The organism is Acinetobacter sp. NigerLNRRAM0016 (assembly GCF_054112845.1).
This window is the reverse complement of record NZ_JBSYVT010000022.1, coordinates 42,867-60,297: the sequence shown is the minus strand read 5'-3', so window position 1 is coordinate 60,297 and position 17,431 is coordinate 42,867. Positions and strand designations below refer to the sequence as shown.

Annotated in this window: 14 protein-coding genes; 9 read left to right on the top strand and 5 right to left on the bottom strand. The window is 43.7% G+C overall.

Annotated features, from left to right (window positions below; translation table 11 throughout):
- The first annotated feature begins 137 nt into the window (after nt 1-137).
- The 3 genes from ACWQ4X_RS13600 to ACWQ4X_RS13590 all read left to right on the top strand — a co-directional run bounded on the left by ACWQ4X_RS13600 (nt 138) and on the right by ACWQ4X_RS13590 (nt 4,414).
- Nucleotides 138-2,237, top strand: a complete 2,100-nt coding sequence (locus ACWQ4X_RS13600; protein ID WP_457904013.1) for a TonB-dependent siderophore receptor — start codon at nt 138-140, stop codon at nt 2,235-2,237.
- 214 nt (nt 2,238-2,451) lie between these two features.
- A complete protein-coding gene (locus tag ACWQ4X_RS13595; protein ID WP_457904012.1) occupies nt 2,452-3,792 on the top strand; it encodes an ammonium transporter in 1,341 nt (446 codons plus the stop codon).
- A gap of 7 nt (nt 3,793-3,799) precedes the next feature.
- Nucleotides 3,800-4,414 carry a hypothetical protein gene (locus tag ACWQ4X_RS13590; RefSeq protein WP_457904011.1) on the top strand — a complete coding sequence of 205 codons (615 nt, stop codon included), beginning with the start codon at nt 3,800-3,802 and terminating at the stop codon, nt 4,412-4,414.
- Nucleotides 4,415-4,552: 138 nt separating this feature from the next.
- Here the strand turns inward: ACWQ4X_RS13590 and rsfS are convergent, their stop codons facing one another.
- The 5 genes from rsfS to ACWQ4X_RS13565 all read right to left on the bottom strand — a co-directional run bounded on the left by rsfS (nt 4,553) and on the right by ACWQ4X_RS13565 (nt 10,438).
- Nucleotides 4,553-4,954: a ribosome silencing factor gene (gene rsfS / locus ACWQ4X_RS13585; RefSeq protein WP_016166152.1), complete on the bottom strand. Its 402-nt coding sequence runs from the start codon at nt 4,952-4,954 to the stop codon at nt 4,553-4,555.
- Nucleotides 4,955-5,029: 75 nt separating this feature from the next.
- Nucleotides 5,030-5,824, bottom strand: coding sequence for a hydroxypyruvate isomerase family protein (locus tag ACWQ4X_RS13580; protein WP_457904010.1), 795 nt, complete (start codon nt 5,822-5,824; stop codon nt 5,030-5,032).
- A gap of 18 nt (nt 5,825-5,842) precedes the next feature.
- Entirely contained in the window at nt 5,843-6,712 is an 870-nt protein-coding gene (locus ACWQ4X_RS13575) for an NAD(P)-dependent oxidoreductase (protein WP_457904009.1), read from the bottom strand.
- A 36-nt stretch (nt 6,713-6,748) separates the two neighbouring features.
- Nucleotides 6,749-7,537 (bottom strand): crotonase/enoyl-CoA hydratase family protein, encoded by a 789-nt coding sequence (locus ACWQ4X_RS13570; protein ID WP_457904008.1) that lies wholly within the window; start codon nt 7,535-7,537, stop codon nt 6,749-6,751.
- A gap of 90 nt (nt 7,538-7,627) precedes the next feature.
- On the bottom strand, nt 7,628-10,438 hold the full coding sequence (locus ACWQ4X_RS13565) for a GacS-like sensor histidine kinase (protein ID WP_457904007.1): 2,811 nt from the start codon (nt 10,436-10,438) through the stop codon (nt 7,628-7,630).
- A gap of 153 nt (nt 10,439-10,591) precedes the next feature.
- On the opposite strand from ACWQ4X_RS13565, the gene cysM reads away from it, so the two are divergent.
- From cysM to ACWQ4X_RS13535, 6 genes are all read left to right on the top strand, one after another.
- Complete coding sequence (gene cysM / locus ACWQ4X_RS13560; protein ID WP_161934399.1) at nt 10,592-11,521, top strand: cysteine synthase CysM; 930 nt, start codon at nt 10,592-10,594, stop codon at nt 11,519-11,521.
- Between the two features lie 26 nt (nt 11,522-11,547).
- Nucleotides 11,548-12,366 carry a 3'-5' exonuclease gene (locus tag ACWQ4X_RS13555; RefSeq protein WP_100242069.1) on the top strand — a complete coding sequence of 273 codons (819 nt, stop codon included), beginning with the start codon at nt 11,548-11,550 and terminating at the stop codon, nt 12,364-12,366.
- A 6-nt stretch (nt 12,367-12,372) separates the two neighbouring features.
- Nucleotides 12,373-13,764, top strand: coding sequence for a 23S rRNA (uracil(1939)-C(5))-methyltransferase RlmD (rlmD, locus tag ACWQ4X_RS13550; RefSeq protein ID WP_457904006.1), 1,392 nt, complete (start codon nt 12,373-12,375; stop codon nt 13,762-13,764).
- 29 nt (nt 13,765-13,793) lie between these two features.
- The gene (locus ACWQ4X_RS13545; RefSeq protein WP_142767845.1) at nt 13,794-16,100 is read left to right on the top strand and encodes a RelA/SpoT family protein; all 2,307 of its coding nucleotides are present in this window, start codon (nt 13,794-13,796) and stop codon (nt 16,098-16,100) included.
- Between the two features lie 75 nt (nt 16,101-16,175).
- Complete coding sequence (mazG, locus tag ACWQ4X_RS13540; protein ID WP_457904005.1) at nt 16,176-16,931, top strand: nucleoside triphosphate pyrophosphohydrolase; 756 nt, start codon at nt 16,176-16,178, stop codon at nt 16,929-16,931.
- 24 nt (nt 16,932-16,955) lie between these two features.
- Entirely contained in the window at nt 16,956-17,360 is a 405-nt protein-coding gene (locus ACWQ4X_RS13535) for a ComEA family DNA-binding protein (protein WP_457904004.1), read from the top strand.
- Nucleotides 17,361-17,431 lie beyond the last annotated feature (71 nt).

The window sequence follows — 17,431 nt, the reverse complement described above, 5'->3', positions numbered from 1 at the left end:
CTTTTAAATTACATCTTTTATTAATATTTTCATATGGTTATTGTATTGCTATTGGTTTTTTTAATTGTTATTGAGAAAGATTATTAATAAGCTTAATATTTGCGAATAATTTTCTACGCTTCCATTTTTAAGATTTTATGAAAAAAAGTGCTCCCATTTGGTTTGTGCCAAGCAGTTTGGCATTGGCAATTTTATCTGTAATGCAACCCGCTCTTGCTGAAGACAGTGTCCTTCCAACCATTACGTTAACGGCAGAAAATCCACAACCCGATGGTGATGTGCCCACCACTACGCAAAGCTTAAAGTCGGAGCAGTCGTTATTTAAAACGGCAAAATCAGTTTCAGTGGTCACCAAAGAACAAATTGAAAAAAAACAAGCTATGAATTTGACCGATGCCATTCAAGGCGTGGCTGGGGTCATTTCAGCACCATTGGGTCGCCGTGGTGCAGATGATTTTATTATTCGCGGGCAATTGTCATCCGACGCAATTTATGTCGATGGTTTACGTCAGGCGCAAGCTTCGGATTCACCGAGTAATATTACAGGTCTAGAGCGGATTGAGGTGGTGAAAGGCCCAGATTCAATGGATTTTGGTCAAACCGCACCAGGTGGGATTGTGAATTTGGTGACCAAACGCCCTGTGCAGGATGATTTTAATCAGTTGGATTTGCGCTACGGCAGTCATAATTTGCGCCAAATTGGGGTGGATACCAACCATACTATTGAGGGTTCGGATAAAGCAGCATGGCGTTTAAATGCGAACTATTCAGATCAAGATGATGCAACGGATCATGTGTATTTTAAAAATTTCTATATCTCACCTTCGTATAATTTCGATTTGGGGGATCAGACGGATTTGTCGGTGATTGCGACTTATAACCATAAAGAATATGTTCGCCAACAGGGCTTGCCAGTCTATGGCAGTATTTTGCCCAATAGCAACGGGCAGGTGAACCGTCATTTATTTATTGGTGAGCCCAGTGCCGATCCCTATCTTTCTGACAGCATGCGTATTGGTTATAACCTGAAACATGTTTTTGAGGATGGTTGGACATTCAAACAGAATTTTGCCGTACAAAATTCTCGTTTAGATGGGCAAGGCGTGTTTATTAGTAAATCTACAGCGAGCAGTAGCACCATCACCCGTCAGGGGCGTGATCAGCATTATGATGATATAAATTTTAGTATTGATAATAATTTTGCCAAAACAGTCGAACTGGGCAATATGCAGCATCATATTATGCTGGGTTTAGATGGGATGCATGATACCCGTGATATCTGGAACTATAATTGTACGATCACTGCTTTAAATATTTATACACCGAGCTATACCAATCAAGATTGGTGTGCCAGCAAGACTTTGCGCAGTGACAGTGTCGAAACAACGTTAAAAACCATGGGGGTGTATTTTAAAGACCAAGTGGATGTGACGGATCGTTTGAATATCAACCTTGGCTTGCGTCATGACTGGGCATCCATCGATGCCAACAGTAATTATAACGACAATCAGAGCAGTAAAAGTAGTCAGGCATTTTCAGGCAGTATTGCAGGCTTATATACCTATAATGACTGGGTTTCACCCTATGTGAGCTATTCCACTTCATTTTTACCAGTAACCGATGTAGATGTAGATGGCAATGTATTTGACCCTGAAAAAGCCAAACAATATGAAGTCGGTTTTAAGTTTCAAACCTTGGATCAGCGCTTACAAGCCAGTCTGGCATGGTTTGATTTGACCCGTTTTAATGTGGTATCGAGCGACGCCAATGGAGATAACTATCAGACGGGTGAAGAGAATACCCAAGGTATTGAGACTGAGCTTGCCGTACGAGTCTTACCTAATTGGGTCGTGAATGCTAACTATACCTATTTACCGACAGCACGTATTGTTGATAGCGAAATCAGCAGTTATCAAGGAAAGCGCTTAAACAATGTTTCCGAACAAATGTTTAATCTATCTACTCGATATGAATTTAATCAAGGTGCTTTACAAGGTTGGTTTATTGGGGCTGGGGTGCGTAGCGAATCGAAAAAGAGCAGTTATAAATACGATTACACGATTCCAGGTTATGCGTTATTTGATGCTGAAATGGGCTATGACGCTGGAACATGGCAAGCCAGTGTGAATGCGAAAAATATCTTTGATAAGGAATATTATGCGGGTGGTCTAAGTAACAATGTGGTCACCGTAGGGGATGAGCGTCAGGTCAATTTAAATTTGCGTTTTAAATTTTAAACGTCGAATCTGGTTGTCTCATCGTTCAATCAAGACCATCTTACGGGGTGGTTTTTTTATTGATGTACTTTGAATCACTGCTTCGAAGCGGCAAATAAAAAGGGGAATAGCATAAAACAGCTGTTCTAAAGTGTTGGGTGGGTCACTTAATTTTGATTATGTGTTTTTCTTGGCACTGATTTTGCTTTTTTGTGAACATATTTTGGGGGTGTTCATGAAAAAAATAAACTATATCTACTTCATAATGTTAGGGCTGCTATCAAGCGCAAGTTTTGCGGCTGATCCTGTAGCAACACAAGCACAAAACATTCAGGAAATTCGCATTTCACTTGACAGTGTCTGGGTGGTCATGGGCGGGATTTTGGTCTTTTTCATGCAGGCGGGTTTTGCTTTGGTCGAAAGTGGTTCTGTCCGTGGCAAAAACACGGTCAATGTCCTGATGAAAAACTATATGGATGCTTGCTTGGGGGGCTTGGTCTTTTGGTTGATTGGCTTTGGCTTGATGTTTGGCATCAATACCACAGGATGGTTTGGCGCCAGTCATTTTGCTCCAAATGATTTGGATGATTGGAATTGGAACTTGGTGTTCTTTCAAATGATGTTTGCTGCGACCGCCACCACCATTGCCAGTGGTGCCATGGCGGAGCGAATTCATTTTGTGGCTTATGTGGTTAGTGCGGCAGTGGTCAGTGGTCTGATTTATCCAATTTTTGGGAGTTGGGCATGGGGCAGTCTGATTGAGGGTGAGGGTTGGTTAAAGTCTCTCGGCTTCATCGATTTTGCGGGTTCAACCGTGGTGCATTCGATTGGTGGTTGGGTCGCTTTGGCTGGGATTGTGGTATTGGGTCCGCGTTTGGGGCGTTTTGGACGGAATGGTCAGTCACATTACTTGGCAGGTCATAATGTACCTTTAGTCGCGTTGGGTGGTTTTATTCTCTGGCTGGCTTGGTTCGGGTTTAATGCAGCGTCTACCGTGAATGCCACAGTCAGCATTGGGCGTATAGCATTAAATACTCACTTGGCAGCGTGTGCGGCAGCTGTTGCCTACATGATTTATGCTTTAATGCGTGGTAAAGCCATTCTCATTCGTACCACAATTAATGCATCTTTAGGGGGCTTGGTCGCAATTACTGCGGGCTGTGCCACCATGTCTCCATTATATGCGGTAGTGACAGGTCTGGCTGCTGGGTTGGTGGTCAGTGTCATGCCTGTTTTGATTGAAAAGTTAAAACTCGATGACGTGGTCGATGCTGTCACCGTCCATGGCTTTTGTGGTGCTTGGGGGACATTGGCGGCAGGGCTGTTTTATGAAGCAAGTCCATTCAATTCGCAAATTATTTCTATTCAAATTTTAGGCATCATTGCTGGTTTTGTCTGGGGTTTCGGTGTGGCATTTGTGGTGTTCAAAGTGTTGGAAAAAGTCTTGGGCGGTTTGCGTGTGAGCAAACAACATGAACAGCGTGGACTGGACTATACCGAACATGCCGAGTTGTCATACCCAGAGTTTCAGCGGGATGTGACTTTTGAAACCGATGGTATGACCAAACGCCATTAAGGAGTTCATGAGTATGCCGAATGAATTATTGACGATAGGGCAAAAGCGCACTGCAATTGAGCGGGGCTTAAGCCAATATATAACAGGAATTGCGCTGGAACGTGTCCTGAGTTATTGGGAGCAAGAATATGGCGATAAACCTTCTTTTGTACTGAACCGCTTTTTAAGTGAAGTGTGTAATACTGAAGAACTGCGGTTTTATCGAAAAGACATGCTGCGCCAAGTGCTGTTTGAAATCTCGGCGGTGGAAAAACAGGTTTTAATGCAAACCAAGCCGCAAGCCAAAGAAGATGCCTTGGTTTCGGCTCAACTGACGGATGCTTTTCTGCAGTTTGTGTTCTTTGTGGTGAAGGGGGTTGCGCAGTCGGACTATTCCGATTTTGATCAGGATGTTAAAGCACGCCTGAATGAATCAGGTTATGCGGTGGTGACACAACAGGACATTCATGAATATGAATTTGTGAGCTGTTTGCCGATCACCAGTTATGCCAAAGTACTCACCACTATTTATGAAGTGTATTGCGAGTTTTATGGACCGAGTAAAGCAGACTTTATCTTTGCGCGGGCCAAAGAGCAAATTAAGCAACAATTTGTGGATGTGGATCTACATCAATTACTTTAGCGGGCATAAGTGTGAAGAAAGATAAAAGCGCTTCAAGCGTGGGGCGTTTTATCAATCCATTGAACGGATGCTAGAAAATAAAAAAAGCCAGTTAATCTTTAGACTAACTGGCTTTTTTAGACCGAATCGGTCAATTTCTTATGCTACAGATTCTGGAGCTGTACGCCATAAACTTTCGAGATCGTAAAATTTACGCGCAGTCGGTAACATGACGTGAACCACAACGAGTCCAAGGTCAATCAAGATCCACTCTGCATCACGTTCACCTTCCACACCAATTGGGCGGAAACCTGCTTTACGCGCTTCTTCAGCGACATTGTCTGCAAGTGCTTTCACGTGACGAGTTGATGTACCGCTAGCAATCACAATCGCATCTGCGACATTGCTGATGCTGCTCACATCAAGTTCGATAATATCTTTTGCTTTTACATCTAATAGAGCTTCATGTACAACTTTTAAGCAAGCTTGTACGTCTTGAGCTTGAGAATTCATTGCGAGATCGAGAGAATTAGAAGCGCTGGGCGATGGTTCTAAATTCATAAAGGGTCATAATTCCTGACAATAACTCATCTTCTAATATAGCGGTTTTATCACCAAATTTCAATTGTCTGTTTTTTAACTTTGTGGATGTTCGGCAAAGTACTTGTTTTTCCATGCAAATGAGTGGTTTGAGTGGGCTTGTGGGCGATACTCCGCGGCAATAAAACCTGCATAATCGCTATGGCTGAGCCAGTCAAAAATCTCTTTAAAGTTAATTTGTGCGGTGTCGGGTTCATGTCGTCCAGGGCAATCGGCAAACTGGATGTGTCCAATTTCGAGAATATTTTCTTTCAATTCTTCAAGCACATCTTCACCCATCATTGCCATGTGATAACAGTCAAATTGCATTTTAAGGGCAGGGTGTTGCACCGCTTCCAGAATTTCTTGTGCTTGGGCGATATTTTGAATTAGAAAGCGTGGCATGTCAGTGCCATTAATCATTTCAAATACGGGCTGAATATGATGTTCTGCTAACATGAAACAGGCCAGTTTTAAGTTTTTGGCCAAGGTATTGAGACATGGCAGCAGATCGCAATCCAGTGGCTGCTTGCCTGCTAAAATGTTTACATTTGGGACTTTTAATGCCACAGCATATTGAATTGCCAATTCAAGGGCTTGGTGAAATTCAACTTCTTTGCCAGGAATGCCCGCCAAGCCATTTCCGCCTTGCATCAAATCGCCCGCAGGTACATTAATTAAGCACAGACTTAAATCATGCTGCGTCAGTTGCTTTTGAATGTCGGTAATGCTGAGTTCATAAGGGAATTGAATTTCAACATGTTTGAAACCATGTGCATAAGCCAGTGCAAAACGTTCAATGAGTGGCACTTCAGTAAAGATCATGGAAAGATTCACAGCGAGTTTAGTCATGAGTCAGCTCCTGCATTATTATTCTGCTTCAACCTGTTGAATTACTGTGGCTAAATCTGATTCAGCATAGCCTTTATTCTGATGTGTCTGCAATTGTGATAATGCTTTTTTTGCTACTGGTATATCTAATTGGAATTTTTCAGCCAATTGCACCGCATTATTTAAATCTTTTGATAAGGTCTGCACCTTCCATTGTACAGGTTGAAATTGATGATTGGCCATTCTTGGTGTTAAAATTTGAAACGGCTTCGAGTCGGCAAAGCATCCTGCCAGTGCAGGAGCCAGTAGGGTGGTGTCCACGCCCGCTTGGCGTGCCAAGGCAACAGCTTCTGCAATAAGCGTGCTATTGGCTGCGACAATTAATTGGTTACAAATTTTGGTGGCTTGCCCTGTACCTGTTTCACCCATACGTGTGACACGTTGAGACAGCACATTATAGATGAGACTGAGATTTTGGATCATTTCAGCATCGCCACCAGCGAAAATCACCAACGTTCCTTGCTCAGCACCTGCTGTACCCCCAGAGACAGGTGAATCAATCCAGTGCAGTCCATCGTGCTGCGCTAAATCTGCCAGTGTTTTGGTTTTATCCACAGATAAACTTGAGAAATCCACAATCACCTGATTCGCTGTCCAGTAAGGCTGAATTTTTTCAATCACCTGTTGTGCAGCGGAATCGTCTGAAAGACAGGTCAAGATCACAGGATATTCTGCAATATTTTCCAGTTTCAGTGCTGTGGCACCTAAATCAATCAGGACATCACAAGCGGCAGCAGTTCTGTTCCATACAGCCACGTCAAATCCAGCCTGAATCAAACGGGTTGCCATGCGGCTGCCCATTAACCCCATCCCCAGAAATGCAATTTTCGTATTACGATCAAAACTCATTGGAATCTCTCTATAGCTTATTCTTGTTACCGAAAGTTATTGGAACTGGCGCGGCACAAATTGAACTTCGGGTTGTTTGTCTTTTTTACGCGCCAATTGACTGTTTTTACCTAATAAAAGTTTTAATTGCCAGATTTTTTCTAAACGTAAAGATTTACGCGGTTGATGTTCCATTGCATCCAGCACCTGTTTGGCTGCGGCGAGGGCATCTGGAGAACGTTGCAGCATTTCCTCTGCAAGGGCTTGCGCTTGTTGTAGTGGGGTCTCAGACAAATGCGTGACCAAACCAATCTGCTTGGCATAATTGGCATCGAAAATACGGGCAGTTAGGGTAAGTTCTTTGGCTAAATCCAGTCCAATCACTCCTTTAAGTGAGCGGCTTAAGCCCATGTCAGGAACTAGCCCCCAACGGCTTTCCATAATTGACATTTGAGTGTCGGGATGGGCAATGCGAATGTCTGCCGCCAAAGCCAATTGCATGCCTGCACCAAAGCAAAAACCTTCTAGGGCTGCAATGACGGGTACAGGTAATTCTTGCCAAATTAAAAATGCTTTTTGGAATAGGCTTTGCCCCGGCTTGACCAATTCCCAAGCAGCATAGGCTCTATTTTTAGGATTATTTAAATCGGCAAGATCAATACCTGCACTAAACACATTGGCTTCGCCAGTTAAAATCACACAGCGAATGCTGCGGTCTTTTTTCAGTTGATTGGCAACTTTGACCAATTCATTCAGTAAGGCAAAGCTCATGGCATTGCGCTTTTCTGGGCGGTTTAGACTGACGCTTGCAATTCCGTTTTGTTTTTCTACACGTAATAAAGCCATGCTGGATACTCTAATTTTGCTTTGCTTCGGAGCATAGCATGTGCATGTATGCCCATGCATGACAGCTCAGTCACATCTTTTTTCCTGAAATTATTGCATTTGTTTATTTAAAATGGACTGTGCTGCCTGTTTCACCTGTTGCATGATCAGCTTCAAATCATCAAAGCGTTGTAAGGTTTCTTGAGTAAACTGTTCATCAGCGCGACGCTTTTCTTTACGCAAGGTCGAGATGAATTGTTCAAACGCTCCAGATGCTTCTTGTAGGCTTGGTACACCCACATAGCGGGTTGCACCATAGAGACGATGCAGTACATGTTCCAGTTGAGGGAAGTCTTCCAGTTCAATCAGTTGTTGCATTTCATCCAGTTCAGTCTGAAAACTGTCGACCAGCATTTTTAGCAGATCAATCGCCAAGTCTTCTTTGTTCGCTGCCAGTTGTAAGCTGTGCTGCCAGTTCAGAATTTCTGGATCAAGCGCCTCAATCACAATATTCTTTTCGACGAGGGCAGCTTTGTCGAAACTTTTACTGGTCCAGTGGGTCAAGATCTGAATAATTTGTTCGATCTGAATCGGCTTGGTGACGTAGTCATCCATGCCGACCTTTAAGAGTTTCTGCTTTTCATCAGCCAGTGCATGTGCCGTGAGTGCAATAATCGGCAGATGGGTTTCTTCTTCTAAAGTGGACTCCAGTGCACGAATCGCGCGGGTGGTATCAATGCCTGACATTACAGGCATCTGAATGTCCATAAACACCAGATCAAAGGGTTTCAGTTTTTGTTCTAGTCGCGTTTGAATGATGTCAATCGCTTCCTGTCCACTTTGCGCTTTGGTGGTGGTGACATTCAGTTCACTGAGCAATGCTTCAAGTACAATCAGGTTCGGTAGGTGGTCATCAACCGCTAGAATATGCAAGCCCTGACCGTCGAAGTTTTCATGATGTTCAGACTGGAAGACCGACTGATTGTTCAGAAGTTGAATCAGGGCGCTACGGCTTAACGGTTGATACAGTGGACGGGCACGATATTCATTCAGCATGTTTGGATCGAGCGCCATTTGGTAGCCATAAACCGCAAGGCTGCCGGTATAACGGCTGCGAATTTCCTTCAACATGGCTTCGGTGTCACCACTATGATCCACAATCAGCCATGTATTTTCCTGTTGTGACTGAATTTGATTGAGACGGCTAAATAAATCCAGAATCGATGCGGCTTCAATATGCTCCACTTGGTAGTTTTCAAGATAGTGACGGAGTACATGTGCCGCTGCAGGATGGGCTAGATAAGACACCACTTTCATATGTTCGAATTGTGGATGCACAATTTCATATTCGTCATCTACTGCAAACATCGCGGTAAACCAGAAAGTCGAACCTTTCTCGGTTGGTGCGCGTTCTTGGTTGTCTTCAAAACCAATTTGGCCTTGCATTAAATGCACCAACTGTTTGGAAATCGCCAAACCGAGTCCTGTGCCGCCAAATTGACGTGTTACCGAAGCATCCCCTTGCGAGAATGATTCAAACAGGCGTTTGCGGTCGGTGCCACTTAAACCGATGCCGCTATCTTGGACGCTAAAATGCAGCAGGCATTGCCCGATATCATCATGCTTCATGCGTACCCGAACAATGATTTCACCATCGGGCGTAAACTTAATCGCATTGGAAATCAGATTGGTCAGAATCTGCTTAAAGCGTAAGGTATCACCAATCACTTGTTTCGGAACATCGTCGCCATAGTAGAACGCCATATCGATATGCTTTTGTGCTGCCAAAGGCGACAGCATATCCATCACATCGAAAATCGCTTCTTCCAGATCAAATGGCGCAGTTTCCAGTTCCAGTTTGCCTGCATCAATTTTAGAGAAATCTAGAACATCATTAATCAGTGCCAATAAGTGCGCGGAAGATTTACGAATGGTCTGTAAATATAGATTTTGTTCATTACTTAAATTGCCCTGACGCAATAGTAAATGAATAAAGCCGTCGATACTGTTTAATGGTGTTCTCAGTTCATGGCTAATATTCGCCAAAAATACTGACTTGGCTTGGTTGGCAGAAATCGCTTGGTCACGTGCTTGACGATAGGTAATGTTTTGCACTTCTAAGGTGTCGAGGGTACGTCTTAAGTCATCTTCAGTTTGTTCGGTATGTTCTTTGAGTTCTAAAAAACTGAAATGAAGACGTTTTACCACATTGGCGATGTCACGCTGTAGTAGGCGTAATTCGCCGGTACTGTTAATGATCATGTGTTGATCAAGGGTATCGGCATTTAGACGTTGTAGCTGCATGCGAATTTCGTACATCGGGGCAATCCAGCGACGCGAATAGAAATTCAAACACAGTAATAGCAGCAACAGGGTTAACAATCCTGTTGCGATCAACACAATCAGGACGCGATAACGCGCAATCTGTAAGGGTTGATTGTCCAGCTCAATCAGCAGCCAGCCTTTATGATTTGGAGAATCATTAATTTGCATGCCATACACATGATTGCCATTGGATTTGAGCGGACCGAAAAAGCTTTTATCTGTCGGGTATTTGGGCCATTGCGCTTGTGCATCACCGCCCACATGGATGCGTTCTGCACCCGTGTGGTCAATAATCGTCGCCTGATTCAGCAGCTTTTCATTAAACATATACTGCAGGGCATTTTGCGCTTGATCATAATGCCATGGATAGCGATTGAGTAAGTCGAGTGCTGATTCGGCAGTACTTTGATAGCGGGTCAAAATTGCAATTGCCATTTGACGTTGCTGCGCTTTGGCTGCATTTGAGGTTTCTGATAAGACCAATGCCGCACCTACACATGCCAAAACCATAATTGGCACAAAAATCATGGCAATCAATTGCCCATACGCATGATTTAAGTGTAAGCGTTTAAATAACTTTTTATTGATATTCGACATGGCAAACGTAGTAAATTCCCTATGCCCAGCATATTAACATGCTTTATTTGAAACTGACCGTGCTTTAATCACTTTCATGAAAAACCCTGCGAAATGGGTGCAGGGACATGCATTTTTTCATACAATACCCGCACCTCGATCAAGGTACACACCATGAGTAACACAACCCCCGATTTTCAAGCAGATGAATTTTTGTTGGACCACTATGTAGGAAAAACACCGCTGGTGCGTTTACAACGTCTAGCAAGTCACACGCAAGCCACGGTTTTGGCAAAATTAGAAGGCAACAACCCAGCGGGTTCAGTCAAAGACCGTCCAGCCTATAACATGATTATGCAGGCAGAAAAGCGTGGACAAATTCGACCTGGGGATACTTTGATTGAGGCAACCAGTGGTAATACGGGCATTGCCTTGGCCATGGTTGCGGCAATGCGCGGCTATCAGATGAAACTGATCATGCCAAACAACATGAGCCAAGAACGTAAAGATGCCATGCGTGCCTATGGGGCCGAGTTAATTGAAGTCACTCAGCAACAAGGTATGGAAGGTGCACGTGATTTGGCCTTGCAGATGCAAGCTGAAGGCAAAGGTTTAGTGCTGAATCAGTTTGGCAATCCAGATAATGTCGAGGCACATTACTTGACCACAGGTCCAGAAATTTGGCAACAAACCGCTGGCAAGATCACGCATTTTGTCAGTGCCATGGGTACGACGGGCACCATTATGGGCGTGTCCAAATATTTAAAAGAACAAAATCCCGACATTCAAATTGTGGGTTTACAGCCTGAAGATGGTTCCAGCATTGCTGGCATTCGCCGTTGGCCACAAGAATACTTGCCGACCATTTTTGATCGCAGCCGCATTGACCGCATTATGGATATTCCGCAAATTGAAGCGGAAAAAACCATGCGTAAACTGGCACAAAAAGAAGGCATCAGTGCGGGAACGTCATCGGGTGGTGCTGTGTGGGCATCCCTACGTATTGCAGAAGAAAATCCAGATGCGGTGATTGTCTGCATTATCTGTGACCGTGGTGACCGTTATCTATCAACAGGCTTGTTCTCAGTACAAGATCCTGAATAATTTAAGATTGATTATAGAGACTAAAGATGCGCTTACCTGTTCTTGTTTTTGACATTGAAACCATGACGGACTTAAAGTCTGGGGCGCATCTTTATGGTCTGGACTTGCCCGAAGCAGATTTGCAGCAGGCACTCACCAAGTTGCGTCGCCAAGAATCAGGGATGGACTTTCAACGCTTAGCTTTACATGAAATTGTCTGTATTTCAGGTTTGTGGATTGATGAGCTGGGGGCGATGAAACTGTTTTCGTTTAGTCGGGAACAGTATTCAGAAGCTGAGATCTTAAAGAAATTTCTCTCGATTTTTGATAAGAAGCATCCGACTTTGGTGAGCTGGAATGGTTCGCAGTTTGATTTGCCCGTGATTCTGTTCCGTGCCATGTATCATGGTTTGTCTGCATCAAGCCTGTTCGATCAAGGTGAGATTGATCATCAGAAGAAGTATAATAACTACCAAAATCGCTACCATCAGCGTCATGTCGATTTAATGGATGTGATGGCGATGTTTAATTTGCGCCATTTCCAAAAACTGGATGATGTTGCCCATCTTTTAGGTTTCCCTGGGAAGCGGGGCGATGGTGGTTATCATGTGCCCGAATATGTTCGGTTACAACAATGGCAGGATTTAACTGGCTATTGTGAGGGCGATGTATTAAATACATGGCTGATCTATTTACGCTGGTTGTTATTGAAAGGTCAATTACAGCAGCAAGAGCATCAGGCTTGGATTCAGGCGAGCATTCAGTTGTTACAGTCTCATCCACAACATGCTGATTTTCTGAATATTTGGCGCCAAACGTCATTGCAGACTGAATTTACAGCATCCGATTTTCACCATTCAAACTAGGTTTTCATGAAGCATCGTCAGCATACCCGTCCAAGTCAGCAACCGATTTATACTTTTCAGGTTGAGACACTTTCACATGAAGGACGTGGAATTGCCCACTACGGTACGGATGCCGCACACCCTGTTGAAAAGCACGGCAAGAAAGTTTTTATTGCTCAGGCACTCCCTGGGGAAACTGTTCGTGCCAAAATCACGCATAGCAATAAGCGCTTAGAAGAAGCGGATTGCATCGAAGTTTTGGGTACGCCATCAAGCTTAAGAGAGAAGCCCGCTTGTCCGCATTTTCATGTCTGCGGAGGTTGTAGTTTGCAACATATTGAAAAAGACGAGCAGATTCGTTTCAAGCAGGATGTACTGAAATCTCATTTACAGCATTTTGCAGGTTTACAGCCTGAAGAATGGCTGGCACCGATTCGTTCATTACGAGAAGACTACCGCCGTAAAGCGCGAATTGGGGTGCGTTATTTTCCGCAGCGTGATCAATTGATTGTGGGATTTCGTGAAAAGCAAAGTAATAAACTGACGTCGATTGACCGCTGTCTGGTACTGGATCAGGCTTTTGGTTCAATTACCCGTTTAAAACAGTTACTCCAAAGTCTAACAGCCAAAGCCGCGATTGGGCATATAGAATTGGCAATGGGTGAACAGGATATTGCCTTACTGATTCGCCATACAGAAAAATTATCGGACCATGATGTCAACCAATTAAAACAGTTTACGTTACAGAAACAATGGCAATTGTATTTGCAGCCCGCAGGTCCAGACAGTTTAGAACGTGTGGATCAGGCACAGGCTGAAATGCGTTTACATTATGCTTTACCTGACTTTGATGTGAATTTTAGTTTTAGTCCACTCGATTTTACGCAGGTGAACTCAACTGTAAATCCGCAAATGGTCAAGCTGGCATGTGAATTGCTTCAGCTGCAACAAGGTGATCGCGTTTTGGATCTTTTTTGTGGACTTGGCAACTTCTCTTTACCCCTCGCACGTTGTGTTGGACCGACAGGACAGGTGATTGCGGTCGAAGGAAGTGATGAAATGGTTCAACGTGGGCAAGACAATGCACGTCGCAATGCTATGACTCATGTTGAGTTCTTTTCACAAGATTTAACAAAAGATTTTTCGCATCATTCTTGGGCAAAACAGGGATTTGATGCATTATTGATAGACCCTCCGCGCTCTGGTGCGGAAGAGGTAATGCATTATGTTCCTAAATTTAATGCAAAAAAAATCGTTTATGTATCATGTAATCCAGCAACACTGGCAAGGGATGCGGGTGTTTTGGCACAACATGGCTATCGATTAAAAAAGGCGGGTGTGATGGATATGTTTACGCATACTGAACATGTCGAATCAATTGCCTTATTTGAGCAAGAAAAAGAGATAAACGATTTATAATATGAATGATCATTTCGTAGGAGAAGGGTATGGTCACAGTACGTGAGCAATTGCCTGGACGACTCAACGAGTTGTCTGAGGAAGCGACTGTAGAGCATGCCGAACAAGCTCAGCTGGATTTAGCCGAATGGTTAGATCGAGTACGCAGCATTTTAGACGGGGCAGCGCTCAAGCAACTCGAAGAAGTTGCCAAAGAGACGCTGCAAAAAGAGTTAGAGTCCACCACCAATCATCGATCGAATACCTTTTATACGGGTATTGAAATGGCTGATATTTTGGCGCATTTACATGTCGATGAAGATACCCTTTCTGCTGCAATGTTGTACCGCAGTGTTCGTGAAGGACTCATGAGCATTGATTTTGTACGAGAACATTTTGGCGAACAAGTCTATGGCTTGGTCAAAGGTACCCTGTCGATGGGTAAGCTTTCCGAGCTGATTGAACAAAATAAACGTTTAGAAGACCATTTTAATAATGATCAGCGTGAACATTTGACTGGTATCTATAAGATGTTGATTTCAGTCACTGAAGATGTTCGTGTTGTCCTGATTAAGCTGGCGGAACGTACCTATGCGTTGCGTGAATTGGCTAAATCATCGCGTGAGCGCCAAGAGCGTGTGGCACGAGAAATTCTCACCATTTACTCACCTTTGGCACACCGTTTGGGGATTGCGCAATTAAAGTGGGAGCTGGAAGATTTAGCCTTCCGTTATCTGGCACCAGAACGCTATAAAGAAATTGCATCTTTACTGAATGAAAAGCGCTTAGAGCGCGAACACTATATCCAGTTCGTGATTGATAAGCTCAAGAATGAATTGGCTGAGCATGGCATTGAAGCCGAGATCAATGGTCGGGTCAAACACATCTATTCGATTTATCGTAAGATGAAAAGTAAGAATCTGAGCTTCGATCAGCTGTATGACATCCGTGCAGTACGTGTATTGGTGAAGTCGGTTCCGGAATGCTATCACTCGTTGGGCATTGTGCATCAAATTTGGCGACATATTCCGCATCAATTTGATGACTACATTACCAACCCGAAAGCCAACGGTTATCGCTCATTGCATACTGCCGTGATTGCGGAAAACAAATCACTGGAAGTACAAATCCGTACTCGTGATATGCATGAAGAAGCAGAGCTCGGGGTTTGTTCGCACTTTAATTATAAAGAAGGCGCGAAAACCACTGACCGTTCTTTCAATCATCGTTTACATTCATTACGTTCAGTCTTGGAACACTACCAAGAGCGCAATGATGCCAGCGCGCACAAAGAAGATGAAGATTCTGAAAACTTTGAACAGATTCAAGAGTTTGAAGATTTTGAAAAAATTTATGTGTTTAGCCGTGACGGTGATATTAAAGAATTGCCACGTGGTTCGACCGTGCTGGATTTTGCCTACCATGTGCATACTGAAGTAGGGAACAAGTGTTATGCCGCACGTGTAAACCAACGCTATGTACCGCTGACCTATACTTTAAAAACGGGTGAGCAAGTTGAGATTTTAACCAAGAAAGACCGTGAGCCAAACCGTGACTGGTTGGTGAACTCGTTGGGTTATATCAAGACTGCACGGGCGCGTGACAAGTTACGCCATTGGTTCCGTCAGCAAGATCGCAGTAAGAATCTTGAAATTGGTCGCGATATTCTAAACAAAGAACTTTCGCGTCTGGCCATTCATCCTAAAAGTATCGATTTAAGCGACTACTGTAATCACTTTAATGTGAAAACAGGGGATGACATTCTGATCAACTTGGTCAGCGGTGATATTAGCCTGCATGCCTTGATGAATCAGGTCAATCGTCATATGCATCTGGATCAGGATGAGCCTGAGCTGGTGCTCAAGCCTGCTTTGAATCCACGTGCCAGTCATACCTTGTCGGCACATGGGATTCTGATTGATGGCTTGGACAATGTGGAACTGCATGTTGCACAATGTTGTCAACCCGTGCATGGTGAATCGATTGGCGGTTATATCACTCTGAATCGAGGGGTCAGCATCCATAAAGTGGCGTGCCCAGACTACGTGCGTATGATCGGTCAGGAACCTGAGCGTGCAGTCGAAGCGGATTGGGAAATGCAGCCAACCCGCGGTCAAAGTGTGCAGATTGTGGTGGAAGCCTATGACCGTCGTGGTTTGCTGAAAGATCTGACCCAAGTGATTTTCTCTGATCAGATTAATATCCGTCAGGTGAATACCATTTCCGAAGCGGACGGTATTGCCAATATGAAGCTGTTAATTGAGGTCAAAGGTTTGGCTCAGTTGTCACGTTTATTGGCACGCTTAGAGCAGCAACCCGGGATTATCAGTGCCCGTCGTTTAATTCAAGGGAATTAAGCGCATTCAAAAGCCTGCCTAGAGCAGGCTTTTTTATCGATGTTTTTTAAATTTTGAATAGAGAGCAAGTCAGAGATGGAACAGCTATTGGCGGTGATGCGTGAATTACGTGAAAAATGCCCATGGGATCAAAAGCAAACGCCCAATAGTTTAACGCCTTATGCGATTGAAGAAGCCTATGAAGTCGAGGCTGCTGTACGTTCGGGCGATGTGCAGCATATCAAGGAAGAGCTGGGGGATTTGTTACTGCAAGTGGTGTTTCAGTCGCAAATGTACAGCGAGCAAGGGGCTTTTAATTTTCAGGACGTGGTGCAGGGGATTACCGAAAAGCTGATTCGTCGTCATCCACATGTTTTTCAGGCTGAACAGTTTAATCAGTTGACCGCAGAAGAAGTATCAACCCTGTGGAAGCAAATCAAACAGCAAGAGAAACAGGGCAAGCCGCAAGCACGTTTAGATCAGATTAAACATGGTCCAGCCTTGCAACAAGCAGAGCAGATCCAAAAAAATGCTGCACAGATTGGTTTTGATTTTCCTAATGTGGCAGATGCCTATGCCAAATTAGAAGAAGAATTGGAAGAATTACAACAAGCCATGCAACAACAAAATTTCGATGAAATACAGGCAGAATTTGGCGACTGTTTGTTTTCTTTAATCAATGTTGGACGTAAACTAGGCGTTAATAATGAGATCGCGCTGTTAGGCACCATCGATAAATTTAGAACACGCTTTGCTTACATTGAAGATCAGACACACCTGCAAAATAAAACCTTAGCGCAGATGTCTTTGGCTGAAATGGACCAACTATGGGAGCAGGCGAAAAAACTATGACTTGATAATAAATATAGGCATGTTATGCAGCTGAATTTTAATGCACATCGTATTGTAGGATTTGTCACGTTTTTCATCGTGCTGGTTTTGGGATTGAAGCCTGCCAGCGCACAAAATTTTGACCAGCAATATTTGAATTGGAAAGCCCAACAACAGGCTCAAGATGCTCGACTCGGTTCATCTAACAGTGATGCAAATTATTACTTATCCAAGCCGAGTCTCACTCCTGCATCGGGTAATAAAATCCGTTTAAACAGTGCGAACACTGAGCAATTGCAGCAATTATCGGGCATTGGTGAGAAAAAGGCAGAAGCGATTTTGCAGTATCGCCAGCAACATGGAAAATTCAAAAGCATTGATGAGTTGCAGAATATCAAAGGGATTGGACCGAAACTGCTGCAGAAAAATAAAGACCGATTAGCTCTCTAAACTTTGCTTTTGGAGGATTGATACTCAATATTCACGATTGTGTTGAGATAATCAAATTGCCCTTTGATTGT